Raw genomic sequence first — 18,593 nt, forward strand, 5'->3', positions numbered from 1 at the left:
GCCAATCGGGGAAGCGAAAAATTGCGAGCTAAGGCACAGAGAAGAAAAAGAAAATGCCCCTGCATGGCAGAGGCATTTGTGAGATTTGTTGCCGGGTTGCGGCGTTGCCTTACCCGGCCTACACGATCATAGGCCCGTGCAAAAAGTATTAACGCAGGCCTAACTGGAAGATCAGCGTTTCTGCTTCGCAGGCGAACACAAAGTCGATATCCAGCTGCACGCCGCCTTCTACTTCCGTGAAGGTGGATTTGATTTCACACGGATCGGATTCGACTTCACGCGCGCGCTGGCTCAGCGCGGCCAGCGTCTCTTCCGCTTCAGCACGGTTAGGGAATACGCGGCTGTAAGAGGCGGTGCAATCGGTGTTGTCCATAATGGTGCCAACATCCATACAGCAGCAAACCGGGGTTTCATCAGCACTGCATTTACTCATAGCTCAATTTCCTCTGTATTCGCGCAGGGCGCGAGATAAACACGATGCGTCTATTTTACGCCCCCGGACGAGCCCCCTCCAGCCGTTAATGGCGCAAAATCGGATAAGTGAGCAATATCACACTAAAAAATGATCTAAAACAAAATTCCCCTTTTCAGAGGAATCGCACTGGTCACAATTTTGCCAACCAGATCTCGTTTCAAGAAACATATCTGAAAATATTAATAAACAAACTTGCAACATCCCAGCTGGTCAGACCTATACTCTCGCCACTGGTCTGATTTGTAAGTCATACCTCAGACCCTACACTTCGCGCTCCTGTTACGGTATGTAACAATTATTGAATAAAAATAACTCAATGAGGTTATGGTCATGAGCCAGAAAACCCTGTTCAAACAAACTGCTTTAGCAGTTGCAGTGGCAATCGTCTCAACGTCCGCCTGGTCAGCGGGCTTCCAGTTAAACGAATTTTCTTCCTCTGGCCTTGGCCGTGCGTATTCCGGGGAAGGTGCGATTGCCGATGACGCAGGCAACGCGAGCCGTAACCCGGCGCTGATCATGATGTTTGATCGCCCTACCTTCTCTGCCGGTGCGGTTTACATCGATCCTGATGTCAATATTTCTGGCAAATCTCAATTCACCGGCGCAGATCTGAAGGCGGATAACATTGCGCCGACCGCGTGGGTGCCTAACCTGCACTTTGTTGCGCCAATCAATGAACAGTTTGGTTGGGGTGCCTCTGTCACCTCTAACTATGGCCTGGCAACGGAGTTCAATAACAACTATCCGGCCGGGGAATACGGCGGTAAAACCGACCTGACGACCCTGAACCTCAACCTGAGCGGCGCATATCGTCTGAACGATAACTGGAGCTTTGGTCTGGGCTTTGATGCTGTTTACGCCGATGCAAAAATCGAGCGTTACTCCGGGGAGCAAACTGCTGCGCTGCCGAAAAACAGCAATAAAATTGCCAGCCTGAAAGGCGATGAATGGGGCTACGGCTGGAACGCCGGTATCCTGTATGAACTGGATAAAAACAACCGCTGGGGTCTGACCTACCGCTCAGAAGTGAAGATTGACTTCGATGGCGATTACAAAAGCGGCATCCTGAGCCCAGTCAACGGTATGGTACCGGGCGCAGGCACCACCATTCCATGGGGTACCTCGAATCAAACCGTACCGGGTTCACTGTCACTGCATCTGCCAGAAATGTGGGAAGTGTCAGGTTATAACCGCGTTGCGCCGCAGTGGGCTATTCACTATAGCCTCGCGTATACCAGCTGGAGCCAGTTCCAGGAGCTGAAAGCCACCGGCAGCAACGGCCAGACGCTGTTCTATAAAGACGAAAGCTTCCACGATGCTTACCGTATCGCACTTGGTACGACCTATTATATGGATGACAACTGGACGTTCCGTACCGGCGTGGCATTTGATGACAGCCCGGTACCGGCCGATAAACGTTCGATCTCCATTCCGGATCAGGACCGTTTCTGGGTGAGTGCGGGGGCAACCTACGCGTTCAACGAGAATGCTTCTATCGACGCGGGCGTGTCGTACATGCATGGACAGAAAGTGACCTTCCAGGAAGGCCCTTACGAGTTTACCTCTGAAGGTAAAGCCTGGCTGTTTGGTACCAACTTCAACTACGCGTTCTAATCCCAACACGATTAAAAAAGGTGAGCATCGCTCACCTTTTTTATTTATTCCGAATCGATATCTTTTAATTCGTTCTCGATGGCTTTCGCGTTCGGATTATCTTCCGGCTTCAGCTTACCGCCGTTGGCAATAAAGTCATGGTTCTGGAAGTAGGCCTCGCGGACCATGATGTACGGATCGGAAGACTGACGCAGCAGGCCGTCAGAGTCCAGCAGTTGCGCACGTGTTTCAATTCCTTCCACGGTCCATTTACCAATCGACAGCGGCCAGGTGAGCCATGACAGCACCGGATACAACGTATCCACCATGTCGCCGCCATCATCACGCACGGTAAAGCTGCCGTAGAATGGCAGGTGCACATACGGCCCATAACCTACGCCATAATGCCCCAGCGTGCTGCCGAAACGGTGCGGCTGTTCACGCTGTAATTTCGGGTTCGCCATGCCCGCGACATCAATTAAGCCGCCCATACCCAGCAGGGAGTTCAGGAAGAAGCGGGTGAAATGCACCATCCCCTGATACGGGTCGCCCTGGAGGAAGTAGTTGACCATAACCGCTGGCTCTTCCAGGTTACTGGTAAAGTTGCTCAGCCCGTTACGCGCCGGCTGCGGAACGTAGTCACGCCATGCCACGGCAACCGGACGAACCAGATACGGATCCAGCACATTATAGTTAAAGCTGTACATTGAACGGTTAAATCCTTCGAGAGGATCGGAGCGTCCCGTTTGCTCGCCAGAGCTGGCGCAGCCCACAAGCATTGTTACGCCCAGCGCAAGCGCCGACAGCCGAAGCTTCATAAATTTCTCCCTGTTCAATATGGCTATCGTTGAATGCCATCTGTGACGGAGCCGGTGATGCTCCGCCTGAAACGTGCAAGTGATTGTAACAGCACGCTTACCGATGTCTACGAGGACAATGACGACCCGCTCGCGTCATCACGCTAATTTCAGCATAGCCTGTCTTTCAGAATTCGTTTCGCTGGCAATTTTATATTGGCTTTGAAAGAGATGTCTCACCTTTATTGCCATTTACAGCAATTTAAGAGCATCCCCACGGGCAAGGCGCTAAAAGCCGCTACGCTTAAATGAGCAATTACCCCGAAGGAGCTGTTATGAAAGACATTAACGAAGAAAAAATTGGCGAGAACAATGAAGAACTTGAGATTGAAAGTGAGGAGAAAGACCGGGGAGAAGAGATAGAAGTCGATGAAGATCGCCTGCCGTCACGCGCCATGGCTATTCATGAGCATATTCGCCAGGACGGGGAAAAAGAGATGGAGCGCGACGCGATGGCCCTGCTGTGGTCAGCCATTGCAGCCGGTCTGTCAATGGGCGCCTCTTTGCTCGCCAAAGGGATATTTCACGTTCAGCTGGAAGGCGTACCGGGCGGGTTTTTGCTGGAAAATTTAGGCTACACGTTCGGCTTTATTATCGTCATTATGGCGAGACAGCAGCTTTTTACGGAGAATACCGTCACTGCCGTACTGCCCGTCATGCAAAATCCGACCCTCGGTAATTTCGGTTTACTGATGCGCCTGTGGAGCGTCGTGCTGCTGGGGAACCTCATCGGTACGGGTATAGCCGCCTGGGCGTTCGAGTATATGCCAATATTTGATGAACCGACCCGCGACGCATTTGTGAAAATTGGCATGGATGTGATGAAAAACACGCCGGTTGAAATGTTCTCTAATGCTATAATTTCCGGCTGGATCATCGCCACTATGGTGTGGATGTTCCCCTCAGCGGGCAGCGCGAAAATCGTGGTGATTATCCTGATGACCTGGCTTATCGCACTCGCCGATACCACGCACATTGTTGTCGGAACCGTTGAAATCCTTTATCTGGTATTTAACGGCACACTCCACTGGAGCGACTTTTTCTGGCCGTTCGCCCTGCCAACCCTCGCAGGCAACATTTGTGGCGGGACCTTTATCTTTGCGCTGTTGAGCCATGCGCAAATCCGTAACGACATGTCCAACAAGCGTAAGGCCGAGCTTAAGGCTCAGGAAAAAAAGGATAAAACTGCCGAAAAATCGGCGTGAACGGTGACTCTTTGACCAGTCAGGCGGCAATGCGCTTAACGAAAAGTGTAAATAACGCTATACTCTTGCCGCTTCGTCCCCTTAGTTAAATGGATATAACGAGCCCCTCCTAAGGGCTAGTTGCAGGTTCGATTCCTGCAGGGGACACTTCTGTCTTTCCTTACGCCCCCTTCCAAAGCTCCACGCAGTTTCGGCCACGCCGTTTCGCGCCGTATAAGGCTTCATCCGCCGCCTGAATCAATCGCTCGTAATCGGGATGCCCGTTGAACATCGCCACGCCTATCGAGAGGGAGAGCGGGATAATATCGCCGGTTGGGGAGTTAACCTTGATTTTTTCCACCCGCCTGCGGATACGCTCGGCGATTCGCAGCGCGTCCACCTCTGAGATTTCCGTTAGCACAATCAGAAATTCATCGCCGCCGTAGCGAAAAACGTAATCACAGGTTCGCACGTTGTCGTAGAACGCGCCGGAGACTTTTCGCAGGATCTCGTCCCCGGTATTGTGCCCCCAGGTATCGTTGATTTGTTTAAATTTGTCGACGTCAATCAGCAGCGTCGAGAGCTTTGTTCCCGCCCGGGTGGCGTGCAGGATTTCGCGTTTGAAGATGGTTGGCAGGAAACGGCGATTCAACAGGCGGGTCAGGACATCAACCCCCACCTCGTGTCGCGACACTTCGTTAAACAGTTCGCGCAAAAGCGTGATGATTTGCGAGAGCGTATTACGCATTCGCTGCAAGAATTTATCCCGCTGCGCTTTATCACTCAGACCCTGCCCTGAAAGACGGACCTCGTTAAAAAGGTCATCGAACTCCTGAATCAGACGAGAGATATGACCAGCCTCAGCGATCCCGCTGAAATAGTGCCGACCTTTATGGCTAAACCACAGTCCAAATTCAGACTGCCCAAGCGGCAGACTGTTGCCGATACTGGAATTAAGCGTGATCTTATACAGAAGCACCATTTCCCATGACAGCAGCGCCGCGGTCTGTCTCTCCTTCTCCTCTTCTGCGTTCTCCATTAAGGAAAAGATGCGGTAATTTTCGTCCTCTTTCGCCGCATTGTTCTCGCTAAATACATAGGCCCGCGACATCACTTCCATGGCCAGATCGATACTGTTAATCGCGTAGTGATAAATATGCAGCTTCACCTCAGGCGAATGGGCGCTGGTAGTAATGACAGGTAACAGCAGCTTTTTCAGAACACGGAAGCCCATTTCAACTAAATCAACCGAAATACCAATACGGGCATGAACATCCGCAGCGCGCTGCTGCGCCCGCATCTGCTCTTCAACCTGCTCCACACGGCATGAGAGCACATCAATAAGCCAGCGACGAAGCGCCTCCTGAAGCTGCCTCTCCACCTGTTCGGTGGTCAGGAATTCAGCTGCCGACGGATCTGCCAGCACAACACGATAGAATTCAGCGACCAGGGGCGTTGCGTTGTCCCTGGCAAGCTCAGTCGCAAGCCGATGCACATCGGGATCGGTTTCATTAATTAGCTTCACCCATTCTTCTTTCACCGTTTGCAGGTAGGTTTCCATGGTCTGCACCTTCAGGAGGCATGCGGGAACGCAGATTTAACAATAGCAAAATCAAACCACTCCGCAATTGCCGCTTTTTTAAACAAAAACGAGTGATAGCTCATAATGTATAACGGTGCTACATTATGCCGCCCACCCAAGTCAGCAATGGCCAGGCAACGTCGTAAAGAACGGTAAAGCCTGCAACCATGACCTCGTCCTACGGTCTTAATGGCACGTGGTATCGCGAAGTCTGCGCTACCTTCACAGGCTTTACATAGGTTCCACTATTTTGTCTCAATCCAAATTTCAGCGGGCGTTTCTGCACCCGCGCTACTGGTTTACGTGGTTTGGCCTTGGCGTACTTTGGCTGCTGGTTCAACTTCCTTATCCCGTGATCCGTTTCCTGGGTTCGAAGCTCGGCAGCGCATCGCGTCACTTCCTTAAGCGTCGTGAGTCCATTGCCCGAAAAAATCTCGAACTTTGCTTTCCGCATTACAATGCGCAGCAGCGCGAAACGCTGATTGCGGAAAACTTTAAATCTATCGGTATGGCGCTGCTTGAAACCGGTATGGCCTGGTTCTGGCCAGACGAGCGTGTCCGTAAATGGTTTGACGTGGAAGGTCTGGATAACCTGAAACGTGCCCAGATGCAAAACCGCGGCGTGATGGTTGTGGGTGTGCATTTTATGTCGCTTGAGCTGGGTGGCCGCGTTATGGGCCTTTGTCAGCCGATGATGGCAACCTATCGCCCGCATAACAGCGCGCTGATGGAATGGGTACAAACGCGGGGCCGCATGCGTTCAAATAAGGCGATGATCAGCCGTAACAATTTGCGCGGTATGGTTGGCGCCCTGAAAAAAGGTGAAGCAGTCTGGTTTGCCCCGGATCAGGACTACGGTCCTAAAGGCAGCAGCTTTGCCCCTTTCTTTGCGGTTAAAGATGTCGCTACGACGAACGGTACCTTTGTGATTTCACGTCTCTCAGGCGCCGCGATGTTGACGGTGACCATGGTCAGAAAAGCGGATAAGTCAGGCTATCGTCTGCATATCTCCCCAGAGATGGCGAACTATCCTGAAGATGAGAGTGAAGCCGCGACCTTTATCAATAAGGTGATTGAGTTTGAGATTATGCGTGCGCCTGAGCAGTATCTGTGGATGCACCGCCGCTTTAAAACCCGTCCCCTGGGCGAAGCCTCACTCTATATCTGACCCCTTTCGAAGGTTAGTTTCGCTAAGAAACTAACCTTTTCAAACACCTGTAATCACAGTGCGTAACGGCTTTTATCGACCGTCGCTCAACAGGCATTTATTGCGTACCGAAATCAAACTGTCGCCGTTCCACGACACTCGTAAGTGTAGGAAATTATTTAAAAAAATGCCTCTTGTCACTCCTGAAATTTAGGCGTACATTAGCGCCGTCTGGCGACAGGAAAGCACAGAATTCAGAGCTGAAGTTAGCGACGTAACGGGATAATTCCGATTTCCCCTTTCGCATGATTTCAACTCTCTATACTCAGTTGGACTCTGTTTTTTTAATGCGTACCGGAAGATACGCGGAGCGATGAAACGTGAAATATTTCTTTATGGGCATTTCGGTTATTGTTTTAGTTTGGGCCGGAACGTTTGCTCTGATGATCTAGTTAAGAAAATGCAGTCAAAAAAACAGGCGCCGTTGGCGCCTGTTTTTTTTGGGGTCTGTTACGACTCGGGTTGTTCCGCAACGCTCTTCGCTGCAAGCAGGCCATCCGCACGGAACATGCTTTTAATGCCCCGCACTGCCTGACGGATACGGTCGCTGTTTTCAATCAGCGCGAAACGCACATGCGTGTCACCGTAGTCACCAAAGCCAATGCCTGGAGAGACGCAAACCTTCGCATCCTGAAGCAGTTTTTTGGCAAATTCCAGAGAACCCATCGCCGCATACGGCTCGGGGATTTTCGCCCAGACGTACATGGAGGCTTTAGGCATTTCCACCATCCAGCCTGCTTCATGAAGCCCTTTTACCAGCACATCACGACGGCGTTTGTACTGAGCGGCAATATCGAGTACGCACTGCTGATCCCCTTCCAGCGCCGCGATGGCCGCGACCTGTAACGGCGTAAAGGTGCCATAGTCATGGTAGCTTTTAATACGCGCCAGGGCACTCACCAGCGTTTTGTTTCCCACCATAAAACCAATTCGCCAGCCCGCCATGTTGTAGCTTTTCGACAGGGTGAAAAACTCAACCGCCACATCACGGGCACCCGGTACCTGCATAATTGACGGCGCTTTCCAGCCATCATAAACGATATCGGCGTAGGCGAGATCGTGTACCACCAGCACGTCGTAACGCTTAGCCAGCGCGACCACTTTCTCGAAGAATTCGAGTTCAACGCATTGTGCCGTTGGGTTTGACGGGAAACCGAGGATCATCATTTTCGGCTTCGGATAGCTTTCACGAATCGCCCGTTCCAGCTCGTTAAAGAAGTCGACGCCTTCCACCAGCGGGACAGAACGCACCTGCGCCCCGGCAATCACCGCCCCATAGATATGAATCGGGTAGCTCGGATTCGGCACCAGTACGGTATCGCCGTGATCCAGCGTCGCCAGCATCAGGTGGGCCAGCCCCTCTTTGGAGCCAATGGTCACAATCGCTTCATTTTCAGGATCGATATCGACCTGATAACGATCCTGATACCAGCGGGAGATCGCCCGACGTAAGCGTGGAATGCCGCGTGAGGTGGAATACCCATGGGTATCGGGACGCTGGGCAACCGTGCAGAGTTTCTCAACAATGTGCGGCGGCGTTGGGCCGTCAGGGTTACCCATACTGAAATCGATAATGTCTTCGCCGCGCCGACGCGCAGCCATTTTCAGTTCAGCAGTGATATTGAAAACATAAGGGGGGAGACGATCGATACGCGTAAAACGGCGTTCAGGACTGAATTCAGCCATAGATTCCTCAGAGTCACGTTAGCGCCCGGACCGTCCGAGCGACGCTGCCACCCGTGTGGCATGCTTAGAAAATAACCTGAAGAAAAAGAGGCTGTCGAGAGGATAACGGCAAAACAATATTTTGCTCTAAAACGGGAATGCGATTGCAGTGAAAAGCGGAACTCCTATCGCGAACAGGCAGTTTTAAGCTCTACAATTTAACACAATATTTTCAGTATCGTTACCTGACGTTTCTCCCCAAACGGAAAAGCGCCGGCTTTCAGTCAAAAGCCAGCAATCCCCTTTGAGAATTATGGTTTTTCCCCATTTGATAAATCTGATGGATAGCTGGTCATCAGGCCCTATGTTTTCTATCATAGATTTTTCCCGTTTTCCCAGGCCTGACCGTGCACGAAATCTTCAATATGCTCCTCGCGGTGTTCGACCGCGCGGCATTAATGCTGATCTGTCTCTTTTTCCTTATCCGCATCCGCTTGTTCCGCGAACTGTTGCATAAATCTGCCCATTCGCCAAAAGAGCTGCTGGCCGTCACGTTTATCTTTTCGATGTTTGCCCTGTTCAGCACCTGGTCCGGGGTGCCGGTAGAAGGCTCGCTGGTGAACGTGCGCATCATCGCCGTCATGTCGGGCGGGATCCTCTTTGGTCCCTGGGTCGGGATTATCACAGGCATTATCGCTGGCACCCATCGATACCTGATTGATATTGGCGGCGTGACGGCAGTTCCCTGCTTTATCACCAGCATTATTGCCGGGCTGCTCTCGGGCTGGATTAACCGCAAAATCCCGAAAAAGCAGCACTGGCGTGCGGGGATTATCGCGGGGATGGTCTGCGAAACGCTGACCATGATCCTGGTCATCGTCTGGGCGCCAACCGTTGCGCTGGGGCTGGATATCGTCTCGAAGATCGGTATTCCGATGATCCTCGGGAGCGTCTGTATCGGTTTTATCGTGCTGCTGGTGCAAAGCGTGGAAGGCGAAAAAGAGGCCAGCGCCGCGCGTCAGGCCAAGCTGGCGCTGGATATCGCCAACAAGACGCTGCCGCTTTTCCGGCACGTTAACGCCGAATCTTTACGTCAGGTTTGCGATATCATCCGCCGTGATATTCATGCCGATGCGGTCGCTATCACCAATATTGATCACGTGCTGGCTTACGTTGGCGTCGGTGAGCACAATTATCGCGACAGCGACGACACCATCAGCCCGACCACCAGACAGGCGATTAACTACGGAAAAATCATCATTAAAAACAATGACGAAGCCCACCGGACGCCAGAGATCCACTCAATGCTGGTGATCCCGCTGTGGGAAAAAGGCGTGGTCACGGGGACGCTGAAAATTTACTACTGTCATGCGCACCAAATCACCTCCTCGCTCCAGGAGATGGCGATTGGCCTGTCGCAGATCATCTCCACTCAACTAGAGGTTTCGCGTGCAGAGCAGCTGCGCGAGATGGCAAATAAGGCAGAGCTGCGCGCCCTGCAAAGCAAGATCAATCCCCATTTTCTGTTTAACGCGCTGAACGCTATCTCCTCTTCCATCCGTCTGAATCCGGACACCGCGCGGCAGCTGATATTTAATCTGTCGCGCTATCTTCGCTACAACATTGAGCTAAAAGACGACGAGCAGATCGACATCAAAAAAGAGCTGTATCAAATCAAGGATTACATCGCGATCGAGCAGGCTCGCTTTGGCGATAAGCTGACGGTCATTTACGATATTGATGAAGAGGTCAACTGCGTGATCCCAAGCCTGCTGATCCAGCCTCTGGTGGAAAACGCCATTGTTCACGGTATTCAGCCGTGTAAAGGCAAAGGCGTGGTAACAATTAGCGTAACGGAAAGCGGTAACCGCGTGCGTATCGCCGTGCGCGATACCGGGCACGGCATCGATCCGAAAGTTATCGAACGCGTCAAATCAAACGAAATGCCAGGCAACAAGATCGGACTGCTGAATGTGCATCACCGGGTCAAACTGCTGTACGGTGACGGGCTGCATATTCACCGCCTTGAGCCGGGCACCGAAATTGCCTTTTATGTTCCGAATGAGCGAACGCCCGTGAATGCCCCCATATCCTTGTTGCCGTAGGCCGGAGTAACAGATGAAAGTCATCATCGTAGAAGATGAATTTCTGGCTCAACAGGAGTTGAGCTGGCTTATCAAAACCCACAGCCAGATGGAGATTGTTGGCTGTTTTGAGGATGGTCTGGACGTGCTGAAATTTTTACAGCATAACCGGGTCGACGCGATATTCCTCGATATTAATATTCCGTCGCTGGACGGCGTCCTGCTGGCGCAAAATATCAATCAGTTCGCCCACAAGCCGTTTATTGTGTTTGTCACCGCGTGGAAAGAGCATGCCGTGGAGGCCTTCGAGCTTGAGGCGTTTGACTATATTCTAAAGCCGTACCAGGAGTCGCGTATTATCAGCATGCTGCATAAGCTGGAAGCCGCGTGGCAGCAGCAGTCCTTACCCGCCAGTGCCAGCCCGGTAGCGCGGGAAAACGACACAATTAATCTGGTGAAGGACGAACGGATCATCGTCACGCCTGTCGACGATATTTACTATGCCGAAGCGCATGAAAAAATGACATTTGTCTATACGCGGCGTGAATCCTACGTCATGGCGATGAACATCACCGAATTCTGCAATAAACTCCCGGCCGCCCACTTCTTCCGCTGCCACCGCTCGTTCTGCGTCAACCTGAACAAGATCCGCGAAATCGAACCCTGGTTTAACAACACCTATATATTGCGGCTGAAGGATCTGGATTTTCAGGTGCCTGTAAGCCGCAGCAGAGTGAAAGAGTTCCGCCAGCTCATGCACCTGTAGCACGTTCCCTCTCCCGCAGGAGAGGGAAATGAGCGTCAGAGGATCTGACCAAGAACCTGACGCAGATGCGCGCCGGATCCCAGTAAGCCTGGGTTGTCGTGGACAATCAGGTAAACAGGAATGTCCTGGACATAGCTCCTGAAGCGGCCTTTGTCTTCGAAGCCGCCACGGAAGCCGGAGGCGGTAAAGAAATCGAGGAAGCGCGGCACGATCCCGCCCGCAATATAGACCCCGCCAAAGGTGCCAAGGTTCAGCGCCAGGTTGCCGCCAAAACGCCCCATGATGACGCAGAACAGCGACAAAGCACGGCGGCAGTCAATACAGCTGTCGGCCAGCGCGCGTTCGGTCACATCTTTCGGTTGCAGATTTTCCGGCAGACGACCGTCTGATTTGACAATCGCCCGATACAGGTTCACCAGACCCGGACCAGAAAGCACCCGCTCGGCCGACACGTGACCAATCTCGGCGCGTAGCTCCTCAAGAATAATGCCCTCTTCTTCGCTGTTCGGCGCAAAATCCACGTGACCGCCCTCGCCCGGCAGGCTGACCCAGCGTTTGTCGACGTGGACCAGGTGCGCCACCCCCAGACCGGTTCCCGCGCCGTAAACGGCAATCGGTTTGCCTTCAACCGGGGCCGTACCGCCGAACTGAATCAGATGCTCTGGTTTAAGCATTGGGATAGCCATGGAAACCGCAGTGAAGTCGTTGATAATTTCAAGGTGCGAGAAGCCGAGGTTTTTCCGCATTTCGGCAATTGAGAAGGCCCACGTGTGGTTGGTCATCGCCACCCAGTCGCCGGTGATCGGACAGGCGATGGCGATACAACCGTCTTCAACGCTCACTTTATGCTCTTCCAGATAGACGCGAACCACCGCTTCCAGGCTTGGGTAATCCAGCCCTGAATAGGTTTTCGCCTGAGAAATTTCACCGCTGTTCACATCGCACAGGGCAAGGCGCGCGTTGGTGCCGCCTACATCACCTACCAAAGCATACTTTGTCATTCTTCTACTGCTCCGCTAAAGTCAGAATAAATCTTTGGGACACTGTAAATTCAAGGCGTGATAACAACAACGACCAGAAGGTGACTGCCCATGGATTATCGATCTTCGTCACATAATAACTTTACCGTTTCAGCACCTTTTGCACTATTGCCACAATGCTGATTGTGCAAAGTAACGTTAAGCCGTTTTGTACAAGGAAATCATCATGCTCCATCCGCGAGCCAGAACCATGCTGTTATTGGCTGTCCCGGCGCTGATTATTGGCGTGGCGTCGAGCCTGGTGCTCATCGTCGTCATGAAAGTGGCGGCGGTGCTGCAAACGATTTTATGGACCGCGCTTCCGGTAAAACTCGGCATCAGCATTGACTCGCCGGGCTGGATCATGATGATGCTGACCCTGACCGGGATTGCCGTAGGGCTGGTGATCCGCTATAGCCCGGGCCATGCCGGGCCGGACCCGGCACTGGAACCCTTGATTGGCGCCCCTGTCTCTCCCTCTGCTCTGCCGGGGCTTATTATCGCGCTGATTATCGGTCTTGCGGGCGGCGTAAGCCTCGGGCCTGAACATCCCATTATGGCGGTGAATATCGCGCTGGCGGTCTTTCTGGGGGCGCGTCTTTTCCCGCGCGTTGGCGCGCTGGACTGGACGATCCTGGCCTCCGCTGGCACCATCGGGGCGCTGTTTGGCACTCCGGTCGCGGCTGCGCTCATTTTTTCGCAAACGCTCAGCAGTGATCATGAGGTGCCGCTTTGGGATAAACTCTTCGCGCCGCTAATGGCCGCCGCTGCGGGAGCCCTCACCACCAGCCTGTTTTTCCATCCCCATTTTTCACTCTCCATTCCCCACTACGGCCAGATGCAACTCACCGATATTTTCAGCGGCGCCGTCGTCGTCGCGATCGCCATTGCGTTGGGGATGGTCGCGGTGTGGTGTCTTCCTCGCCTGCATCGCCTGATGCACAGGCTGAAGCATCCGGTGCTGATTCTGGGCATGGGGGGTTTTATTCTGGGCGTTTTAGGCGCTATCGGCGGGACGGTTACGCTGTTTAAGGGTCTGGACGAGATGCAGCAGCTGGCCTTCAGCCAGGTCTTCAGCGTCTCAGATTATCTGCTGTTCGCGCTGGTGAAACTGGCGGCGCTGGTGGTCGCGGCGGCCTGTGGTTTCCGGGGAGGTCGTATCTTCCCGGCGGTATTTGTTGGCGTCGCGCTGGGGCTGATGCTGCATGAGCACGTTGACGCTGTCCCTGCGGCGATTACCGTCTCCTGCTCCATTCTGGGGCTGGTACTGGTGGTCACGCGCGATGCGTGGCTGAGCCTGTTTATGGCGGCCGTTGTCGTGCCGGATACCACGCTTCTGCCGCTGCTCTGTATCGTGATGTTGCCCGCCTGGCTCCTGCTGGCGGGCAAACCGATGCTGATGGCATGGCGAAACGACAGGTAATCAGGCGTTATTGCGCGCCTCCAGCGCTTTGGTCAGCGCGCTCAGCAGCGGCGGAATATCGGCTTTCGGCAGCATGACCTCGATCAGCGAAAGCCGCTCATGGTGTGCCACTTTATCCAGCACCTCCGCCAGCGCTTCCGCTTCGCTGACGCGCCAGCACTCTGCCTGAGGCGCCAGGCTCAGCGCCTGCGGTATCTGCGTCCAGTTCCAGAGGGCAATATCGTTATAGCGCTGCTCCGGCCCGTGGATGGCCCTTTCCACCGTGTATCCTTCGTTGTTAAGCACCAGAATAATCGGGCGCTGCTTGTCGCGCAGCATGGATCCCAGCTCCTGAATGGTCAACTGCGCGGCGCCGTCGCCCGTCAGGACAATCACGCGTTGGTTCGGACACGCCGTTTGCGCGCCAAACGCCGCCGCCAGCGTGTAGCCAATCGATCCCCACAGCGGCTGGACGATAAAGTTCACGTCCGCCGGTAAACGCAGATCGATAGCGCCGAAAGCAGACGTCCCCTGGTCAGCCAGAATAATGTCTCCGGGGCGAATAAACGTTTGCAGGGTACGCCAGAAGCTCTCCTGAGTCAGCGCCCCTTCAATAGTCGGGAACGAAAAGCCGCTGTGATCCGATGGCGCTCGCGTATCACGAACATAGGTTTTACACAGCGCTGTCAGCGTTTCAATGGCCTCCCTCATCGGGATACCCGTAAACCAGACGTCGCCGACGCGGGACGCGTGAGGCTGAACCTCTATCGTCTGGTCTGGCGTAAGCTGGTGGGTAAATCCGGCAGTGAGCGTATCGGTAAAGCGCGTGCCAATGCACAGCACCGTATCAGCACCCTCGATGGCCTCTTTGACCGGCGCGGCGCTCGCCGATCCGCTGTAGGTGCCGTAAAAACCGCTCTGTCGTTCGTCAAAAATTCCCTTGCCCATCAGCATGGTGGCGTGTGCCATCGGCACCTCTTTCACCCACGTCTGAAGGGCCGCGCGCAGACCGTGGCGGAGTACCAGGAAGTCCGCTAACAGCGCGGTGCGTTTGCTCGTAGACAAGCGCTTTTCGGCAGCCTCACGGAACGCCTGCAAGCAGGCTGAATCGGCCGGTGCGGGGTTAACAGTGAGAGCGCTTACAGGAGGTGTAGCGGCTTTTTTCGCCACATCGGCGGGCAGCATCAGATAGCCCGGACGGCGCTCCCGCAGCATGGTGGTCAGGACTCTGTCAATTTCATAGCAGGCGTTTTGTTCCGTAAGCACCGCCTGCGCAACGGTGATGGGTTCGCTCATATGATAGAAGTGGCGGAACTCGCCGTCGCCCAACGTATGGTGCAGTAACTCTCCTCGCTGCTGCGCCGCCATACCCGGGGCCCCTACAATATGGAGGACGGGAACATGTTCGGCAAAGCTGCCCGCCACACCGTTCATGGCGCTTAACTCCCCAACGCCGAATGTCGTCAGGAGTGCGGCAAAGCCCTTACAGCGGGCATAGCCGTCTGCGGCGTAAGACGCGTTCAGTTCGTTGGCACAGCCCACCCAGCAGATGTCCGGGCTGTCTATCACGTGATCGAGAAATTGCAGGTTATAGTCGCCCGGCACGCCAAACAGATGATCGGCACCACAATCTGTTAGTCGGTCCAGCAGGTAATCGGCGACGCAATAGGGGGTACGCATATTATAAGTGTCCTTCTGACGTTGACCTCACTCTGAGTATTAAATAAGCGTGAAGCGTGTCCAGAATTGACGACAATCAGGGGCTGGAAAGAATGCTTTACGAAAAAAGCTGCGCTATGCTCATTTTCTTCAGATTAGTGTAAACGTATACACGGATGTTTCTTTCCAGCGCCAGAGGTCTCACAAATGGGTTATCAGCCTGACAAAAATCGTTATCAGACAATGCAATATCGCCGCTGTGGGCAAAGCGGTCTTAAGCTTCCCGCCATCTCGTTGGGGCTGTGGCATAATTTTGGCGACGCGACGTTGCTCGAAAACAGCCGTCAACTTTTACAGCGTGCTTTCAATTTGGGTATTACGCATTTTGACCTTGCCAATAATTACGGCCCGCCTCCTGGTTCGGCCGAACGTAATTTTGGGCGCATTTTGCAGGAGGATTTCCTGCCCTGGCGCGATGAGCTGATCATCTCCACTAAAGCGGGCTACACCATGTGGGACGGGCCTTACGGTGACTGGGGCTCGCGTAAATATCTGATCGCAAGCCTGGACCAGAGCCTCAAGCGTATGGGGCTGGAGTATGTCGATATCTTCTATCACCACCGCCCGGATCCACACACGCCGCTACGTGAAACCATGAAAGCGCTTGACCATGTGGTGCGTCAGGGCAAAGCGCTGTACATCGGTCTGTCCAACTACCCGGCAGAAATGGCACGGCAGGCGATTGAAATAATGGAGGATCTGGGCACGCCATGTTTGATCCACCAGCCGAAGTACTCCATGTTTGAACGTGCGCCTGAAGAGGGGTTGCTGGACGTGTTGCAGCAAAAAGGGGTGGGATGTATCCCCTTCTCTCCACTGGCGGGCGGACAGTTGACCGATCGCTATCTGAACGGCATCCCAGCGGATTCTCGCGCAGCAAGCGGCAGTAAGTTCCTTAATCCGGAACAGATCACCGACAAAAAGCTGGAAAAGGTACGTAAGCTGAATGCGCTGGCGGAAAAACGGGGGCAAAAGCTGTCGCAAATGGCACTGGCCTGGATCCTGCGCCACGATGCGGTGACATCCGTGCTCATCGGCGCAAGCAAGACCGGACAAATTGATGATGCAGCAGGCGTGCTTGAAAATTGTCGGTTCACGGCAGAAGAGCTCAAGACGATAGATACGATCCTGTCCAGTTCAGATTAAAAACACTTTTAGCAAAAAGTGCTCTCGTTCATGATTTAGGAGTTGAGGCGATGAAACGAATGTTTACCAACTCGTAAAATTGCGTTAACAGGTCGCACAGCGGCCCCGATCGTGAAGGAGAAGAGTATGTTCAGGTCACTGATTCTTGCAGCGGTATTACTGGCTTCGGCCCCGCTGGTCGCCAATGCGGGCGAAATCACCCTGTTGCCATCGATTAAATTACAAATTGGCGATCGTGATGACTACGGCAGATACTGGGACGGTGGCTACTGGCGCGACCGTGACTACTGGCATCGCCATTATGAATGGCGTCAAAACCGCTGGTGGAAACACGATAACGGCTATCACCGTGGCTGGGATAAGCGTAAGGCTTACGAACGCGGCTACCGCGAAGGCTGGAAAGATCGTGACGACCGCCGTGGCGGCTGGGGTCACGGAAAAGGCAGAGGCCACGGTCACGGCCATCACCATTAACAACAAAAAGGAGCCTTCCGGCTCCTTTTTCTTTTACAGGCCTGCGGCTGTGCCTATCAGCAACCACAAGTTTAACGCCACCACCACGACCACAATGGCCCACCCGGCGCGTTTCACCCACGTCGAATTCACCAGATCGCCCATCAGTGATTTGTTGCTGGTGAAGATCAGCAGCGGCACCAGCGCCAGCGCAATCCCGAAACTCAGCAGCACCTGACTCATCACCAGAATGCGGGTCGGATCCAGTCCCATCAGGATCACAACAAAGGAAGGCAGCATCGTGACCGAGCGGCGAACCCACAGCGGAATATGGAAACGTACGAACCCCTGCATCACCACCTGCCCGGCCAGTGTCCCCACAACCGTAGATGAAAGGCCCGCAGCAACCAGACTTAAACCAAAAATAGTGGCAGCGGCATGACTCAGCAACGGCTCCAGCGTCAGGTAAGCCTGGTCAAGATCGGCAACCCCGGTATGCCCGTTAAAGTGGAACGCGGCGGCGGCGGTGGCCATCATCGCCAGATTCACAAATCCGGCAATGGTCATCGCGATAGCCACATCCCATTTCGAGGCGGAGTAGCGCTCTTTACTCGTCCCGCCATGCAGATTCTGGGTTAATGAAGAGTGTAGATAAATGACGTGCGGCATAATTGTCGCCCCCAGCACCCCGGCAGCCAGAAAAACGGCTTCAGAAGTAGGTAACGACGGGATCACCATCCCTTTCGTCAGCTGCGCCAGATTCGGCTGGGAGAAAATCAGCTCAACAATATAGGCGGCAGCGACGAACAGCAGCAGGCCGCCGATAACTTTCTCCAGCGGTTTTTGCCCCCGCCGCTGGAGCATCAGAATCAGGAAAGTGGCGATACCGGTTAGCACGGCCCCCTGAAGCAGAGATACGCCCAGAATAAGCTTAAAGCCGATCGCCGCCCCGATAAACTCGGCGAGATCGGTGGCCATGGCGATAATTTCCGCCTGAACCCAGTAAAACCAAACTGCCGGACGTGGATAATGATCGCGGATTTGCTCCGCCAGGTTTTTTCCGGTAGCAATACCCAGCTTCGCGGAGAGCATCTGAATCAGCATCGCCATCAGATTGGCCCAGACCACAACCCACAGCAGTTTATAGCCGAAGCTGGCCCCGGCCTGAATGTTGGTCGCAAAATTACCCGGATCGATGTAGCCAATCGCGGCAATGAATGCCGGTCCCATTAATGCGAGCCGCAGCTTGCGTGCCGCTCTGCCGCTGCTACTCTCTACGCGACTATTCGTCATTTCTGCCTCTGGAAATATAGCCTTTGCTATGTTTTATGCTATCAAAATGAGAATGATTATCAAGTTCATTTAAAATGGTTAACATGATTTCTCTGATAGCCAGGAACGATAGACAGGCAGGTGGAGCAAGGTCACAGAATGTGAAAAT

Annotated in this window: 16 protein-coding genes and 1 tRNA gene; 10 read left to right on the top strand and 7 right to left on the bottom strand. The window is 53.6% G+C overall.

Going from position 1 to position 18,593, the window contains the following annotated elements; all coding sequences use genetic code 11:
• Positions 1 to 148: 148 nt before the first annotated feature.
• On the bottom strand, positions 149 to 433 hold the full coding sequence (locus RY075_RS16175) for a YfcZ/YiiS family protein (protein WP_003861368.1): 285 nt from the start codon (positions 431 to 433) through the stop codon (positions 149 to 151).
• 372 nt (positions 434 to 805) lie between these two features.
• Between RY075_RS16175 and fadL the strand changes: the two genes are divergently transcribed.
• Positions 806 to 2,089: a long-chain fatty acid transporter FadL gene (gene fadL / locus RY075_RS16180; protein ID WP_003861367.1), complete on the top strand. Its 1,284-nt coding sequence runs from the start codon at positions 806 to 808 to the stop codon at positions 2,087 to 2,089.
• 44 nt (positions 2,090 to 2,133) lie between these two features.
• Here fadL and mlaA read toward each other — a convergent pair whose 3' ends face one another.
• Positions 2,134 to 2,886 carry a phospholipid-binding lipoprotein MlaA gene (gene mlaA / locus RY075_RS16185; RefSeq protein ID WP_003861365.1) on the bottom strand — a complete coding sequence of 251 codons (753 nt, stop codon included), beginning with the start codon at positions 2,884 to 2,886 and terminating at the stop codon, positions 2,134 to 2,136.
• Between the two features lie 314 nt (positions 2,887 to 3,200).
• On the opposite strand from mlaA, the gene RY075_RS16190 reads away from it, so the two are divergent.
• Both RY075_RS16190 and RY075_RS16195 read left to right on the top strand, forming a co-directional pair.
• Positions 3,201 to 4,130, top strand: a complete 930-nt coding sequence (locus tag RY075_RS16190; RefSeq protein WP_003861364.1) for a formate/nitrite transporter family protein — start codon at positions 3,201 to 3,203, stop codon at positions 4,128 to 4,130.
• Positions 4,131 to 4,205: 75 nt separating this feature from the next.
• Positions 4,206 to 4,277, top strand: a tRNA-Arg gene (locus tag RY075_RS16195).
• A gap of 13 nt (positions 4,278 to 4,290) precedes the next feature.
• Here the strand turns inward: RY075_RS16195 and RY075_RS16200 are convergent.
• A complete protein-coding gene (locus RY075_RS16200) occupies positions 4,291 to 5,670 on the bottom strand; it encodes a diguanylate cyclase (protein WP_338627840.1) in 1,380 nt (459 codons plus the stop codon).
• A gap of 268 nt (positions 5,671 to 5,938) precedes the next feature.
• On the opposite strand from RY075_RS16200, the gene lpxP reads away from it, so the two are divergent.
• Together lpxP and ypdK are read left to right on the top strand one after the other, a co-directional pair.
• The gene (gene lpxP / locus RY075_RS16205) at positions 5,939 to 6,859 is read left to right on the top strand and encodes a kdo(2)-lipid IV(A) palmitoleoyltransferase (RefSeq protein WP_086527955.1); all 921 of its coding nucleotides are present in this window, start codon (positions 5,939 to 5,941) and stop codon (positions 6,857 to 6,859) included.
• A 359-nt stretch (positions 6,860 to 7,218) separates the two neighbouring features.
• Positions 7,219 to 7,290: a membrane protein YpdK gene (gene ypdK, locus RY075_RS16210; protein ID WP_099458937.1), complete on the top strand. Its 72-nt coding sequence runs from the start codon at positions 7,219 to 7,221 to the stop codon at positions 7,288 to 7,290.
• 58 nt (positions 7,291 to 7,348) lie between these two features.
• Here the strand turns inward: ypdK and alaC are convergent, their stop codons facing one another.
• Complete coding sequence (gene alaC, locus RY075_RS16215) at positions 7,349 to 8,584, bottom strand: alanine transaminase (RefSeq protein ID WP_023314600.1); 1,236 nt, start codon at positions 8,582 to 8,584, stop codon at positions 7,349 to 7,351.
• Between the two features lie 386 nt (positions 8,585 to 8,970).
• Here alaC and RY075_RS16220 point away from each other — a divergent pair, with 386 nt between their 5' ends.
• Positions 8,971 to 10,668, top strand: coding sequence for a sensor histidine kinase (locus tag RY075_RS16220; RefSeq protein WP_003861356.1), 1,698 nt, complete (start codon positions 8,971 to 8,973; stop codon positions 10,666 to 10,668).
• 13 nt (positions 10,669 to 10,681) lie between these two features.
• Positions 10,682 to 11,413 (top strand): LytTR family DNA-binding domain-containing protein, encoded by a 732-nt coding sequence (locus tag RY075_RS16225; RefSeq protein ID WP_023325009.1) that lies wholly within the window; start codon positions 10,682 to 10,684, stop codon positions 11,411 to 11,413.
• A gap of 35 nt (positions 11,414 to 11,448) precedes the next feature.
• Here RY075_RS16225 and glk read toward each other — a convergent pair whose 3' ends face one another.
• The gene (gene glk, locus RY075_RS16230; RefSeq protein WP_003861352.1) at positions 11,449 to 12,414 is read right to left on the bottom strand and encodes a glucokinase; all 966 of its coding nucleotides are present in this window, start codon (positions 12,412 to 12,414) and stop codon (positions 11,449 to 11,451) included.
• Between the two features lie 205 nt (positions 12,415 to 12,619).
• Here glk and RY075_RS16235 point away from each other — a divergent pair, with 205 nt between their 5' ends.
• Positions 12,620 to 13,855: an ion channel protein gene (locus RY075_RS16235; RefSeq protein ID WP_045343762.1), complete on the top strand. Its 1,236-nt coding sequence runs from the start codon at positions 12,620 to 12,622 to the stop codon at positions 13,853 to 13,855.
• Here RY075_RS16235 and ipdC read toward each other — a convergent pair whose 3' ends face one another.
• The gene (gene ipdC, locus RY075_RS16240) at positions 13,856 to 15,514 is read right to left on the bottom strand and encodes an indolepyruvate decarboxylase (protein ID WP_232967511.1); all 1,659 of its coding nucleotides are present in this window, start codon (positions 15,512 to 15,514) and stop codon (positions 13,856 to 13,858) included.
• Between the two features lie 186 nt (positions 15,515 to 15,700).
• Here ipdC and mgrA point away from each other — a divergent pair, with 186 nt between their 5' ends.
• Positions 15,701 to 16,699 carry an L-glyceraldehyde 3-phosphate reductase gene (mgrA, locus tag RY075_RS16245; protein WP_022651552.1) on the top strand — a complete coding sequence of 333 codons (999 nt, stop codon included), beginning with the start codon at positions 15,701 to 15,703 and terminating at the stop codon, positions 16,697 to 16,699.
• Positions 16,700 to 16,825: 126 nt separating this feature from the next.
• Positions 16,826 to 17,173 (top strand): DUF2502 domain-containing protein YpeC, encoded by a 348-nt coding sequence (gene ypeC, locus RY075_RS16250; protein WP_003861345.1) that lies wholly within the window; start codon positions 16,826 to 16,828, stop codon positions 17,171 to 17,173.
• Between the two features lie 33 nt (positions 17,174 to 17,206).
• Here the strand turns inward: ypeC and RY075_RS16255 are convergent, their stop codons facing one another.
• Positions 17,207 to 18,445, bottom strand: a complete 1,239-nt coding sequence (locus RY075_RS16255) for an Nramp family divalent metal transporter (RefSeq protein ID WP_003861343.1) — start codon at positions 18,443 to 18,445, stop codon at positions 17,207 to 17,209.
• Positions 18,446 to 18,593 lie beyond the last annotated feature (148 nt).

This window comes from Enterobacter sp. JJBC (assembly GCF_036936505.1).
Taxonomy (GTDB): Bacteria; Pseudomonadota; Gammaproteobacteria; order Enterobacterales; family Enterobacteriaceae; genus Enterobacter; species Enterobacter hormaechei_C.

What these genes read in the sequence shown, in the direction of transcription:
- RY075_RS16175 (WP_003861368.1), bottom strand. Translation starts at nt 433, where the DNA reads ATGAGTAAATGCAGTGCTGATGAAACCCCGGTTTGCTGCTGTATGGAT.
- fadL (WP_003861367.1), top strand. Translation starts at nt 806, where the DNA reads ATGAGCCAGAAAACCCTGTTCAAACAAACTGCTTTAGCAGTTGCAGTG.
- mlaA (WP_003861365.1), bottom strand. Translation starts at nt 2,886, where the DNA reads ATGAAGCTTCGGCTGTCGGCGCTTGCGCTGGGCGTAACAATGCTTGTG.
- RY075_RS16190 (WP_003861364.1), top strand. Translation starts at nt 3,201, where the DNA reads ATGAAAGACATTAACGAAGAAAAAATTGGCGAGAACAATGAAGAACTT.
- RY075_RS16200 (WP_338627840.1), bottom strand. Translation starts at nt 5,670, where the DNA reads ATGGAAACCTACCTGCAAACGGTGAAAGAAGAATGGGTGAAGCTAATT.
- alaC (WP_023314600.1), bottom strand. Translation starts at nt 8,584, where the DNA reads ATGGCTGAATTCAGTCCTGAACGCCGTTTTACGCGTATCGATCGTCTC.
- RY075_RS16225 (WP_023325009.1), top strand. Translation starts at nt 10,682, where the DNA reads ATGAAAGTCATCATCGTAGAAGATGAATTTCTGGCTCAACAGGAGTTG.
- glk (WP_003861352.1), bottom strand. Translation starts at nt 12,414, where the DNA reads ATGACAAAGTATGCTTTGGTAGGTGATGTAGGCGGCACCAACGCGCGC.
- RY075_RS16235 (WP_045343762.1), top strand. Translation starts at nt 12,620, where the DNA reads ATGCTCCATCCGCGAGCCAGAACCATGCTGTTATTGGCTGTCCCGGCG.
- ipdC (WP_232967511.1), bottom strand. Translation starts at nt 15,514, where the DNA reads ATGCGTACCCCCTATTGCGTCGCCGATTACCTGCTGGACCGACTAACA.
- mgrA (WP_022651552.1), top strand. Translation starts at nt 15,701, where the DNA reads ATGGGTTATCAGCCTGACAAAAATCGTTATCAGACAATGCAATATCGC.
- ypeC (WP_003861345.1), top strand. Translation starts at nt 16,826, where the DNA reads ATGTTCAGGTCACTGATTCTTGCAGCGGTATTACTGGCTTCGGCCCCG.
- RY075_RS16255 (WP_003861343.1), bottom strand. Translation starts at nt 18,445, where the DNA reads ATGACGAATAGTCGCGTAGAGAGTAGCAGCGGCAGAGCGGCACGCAAG.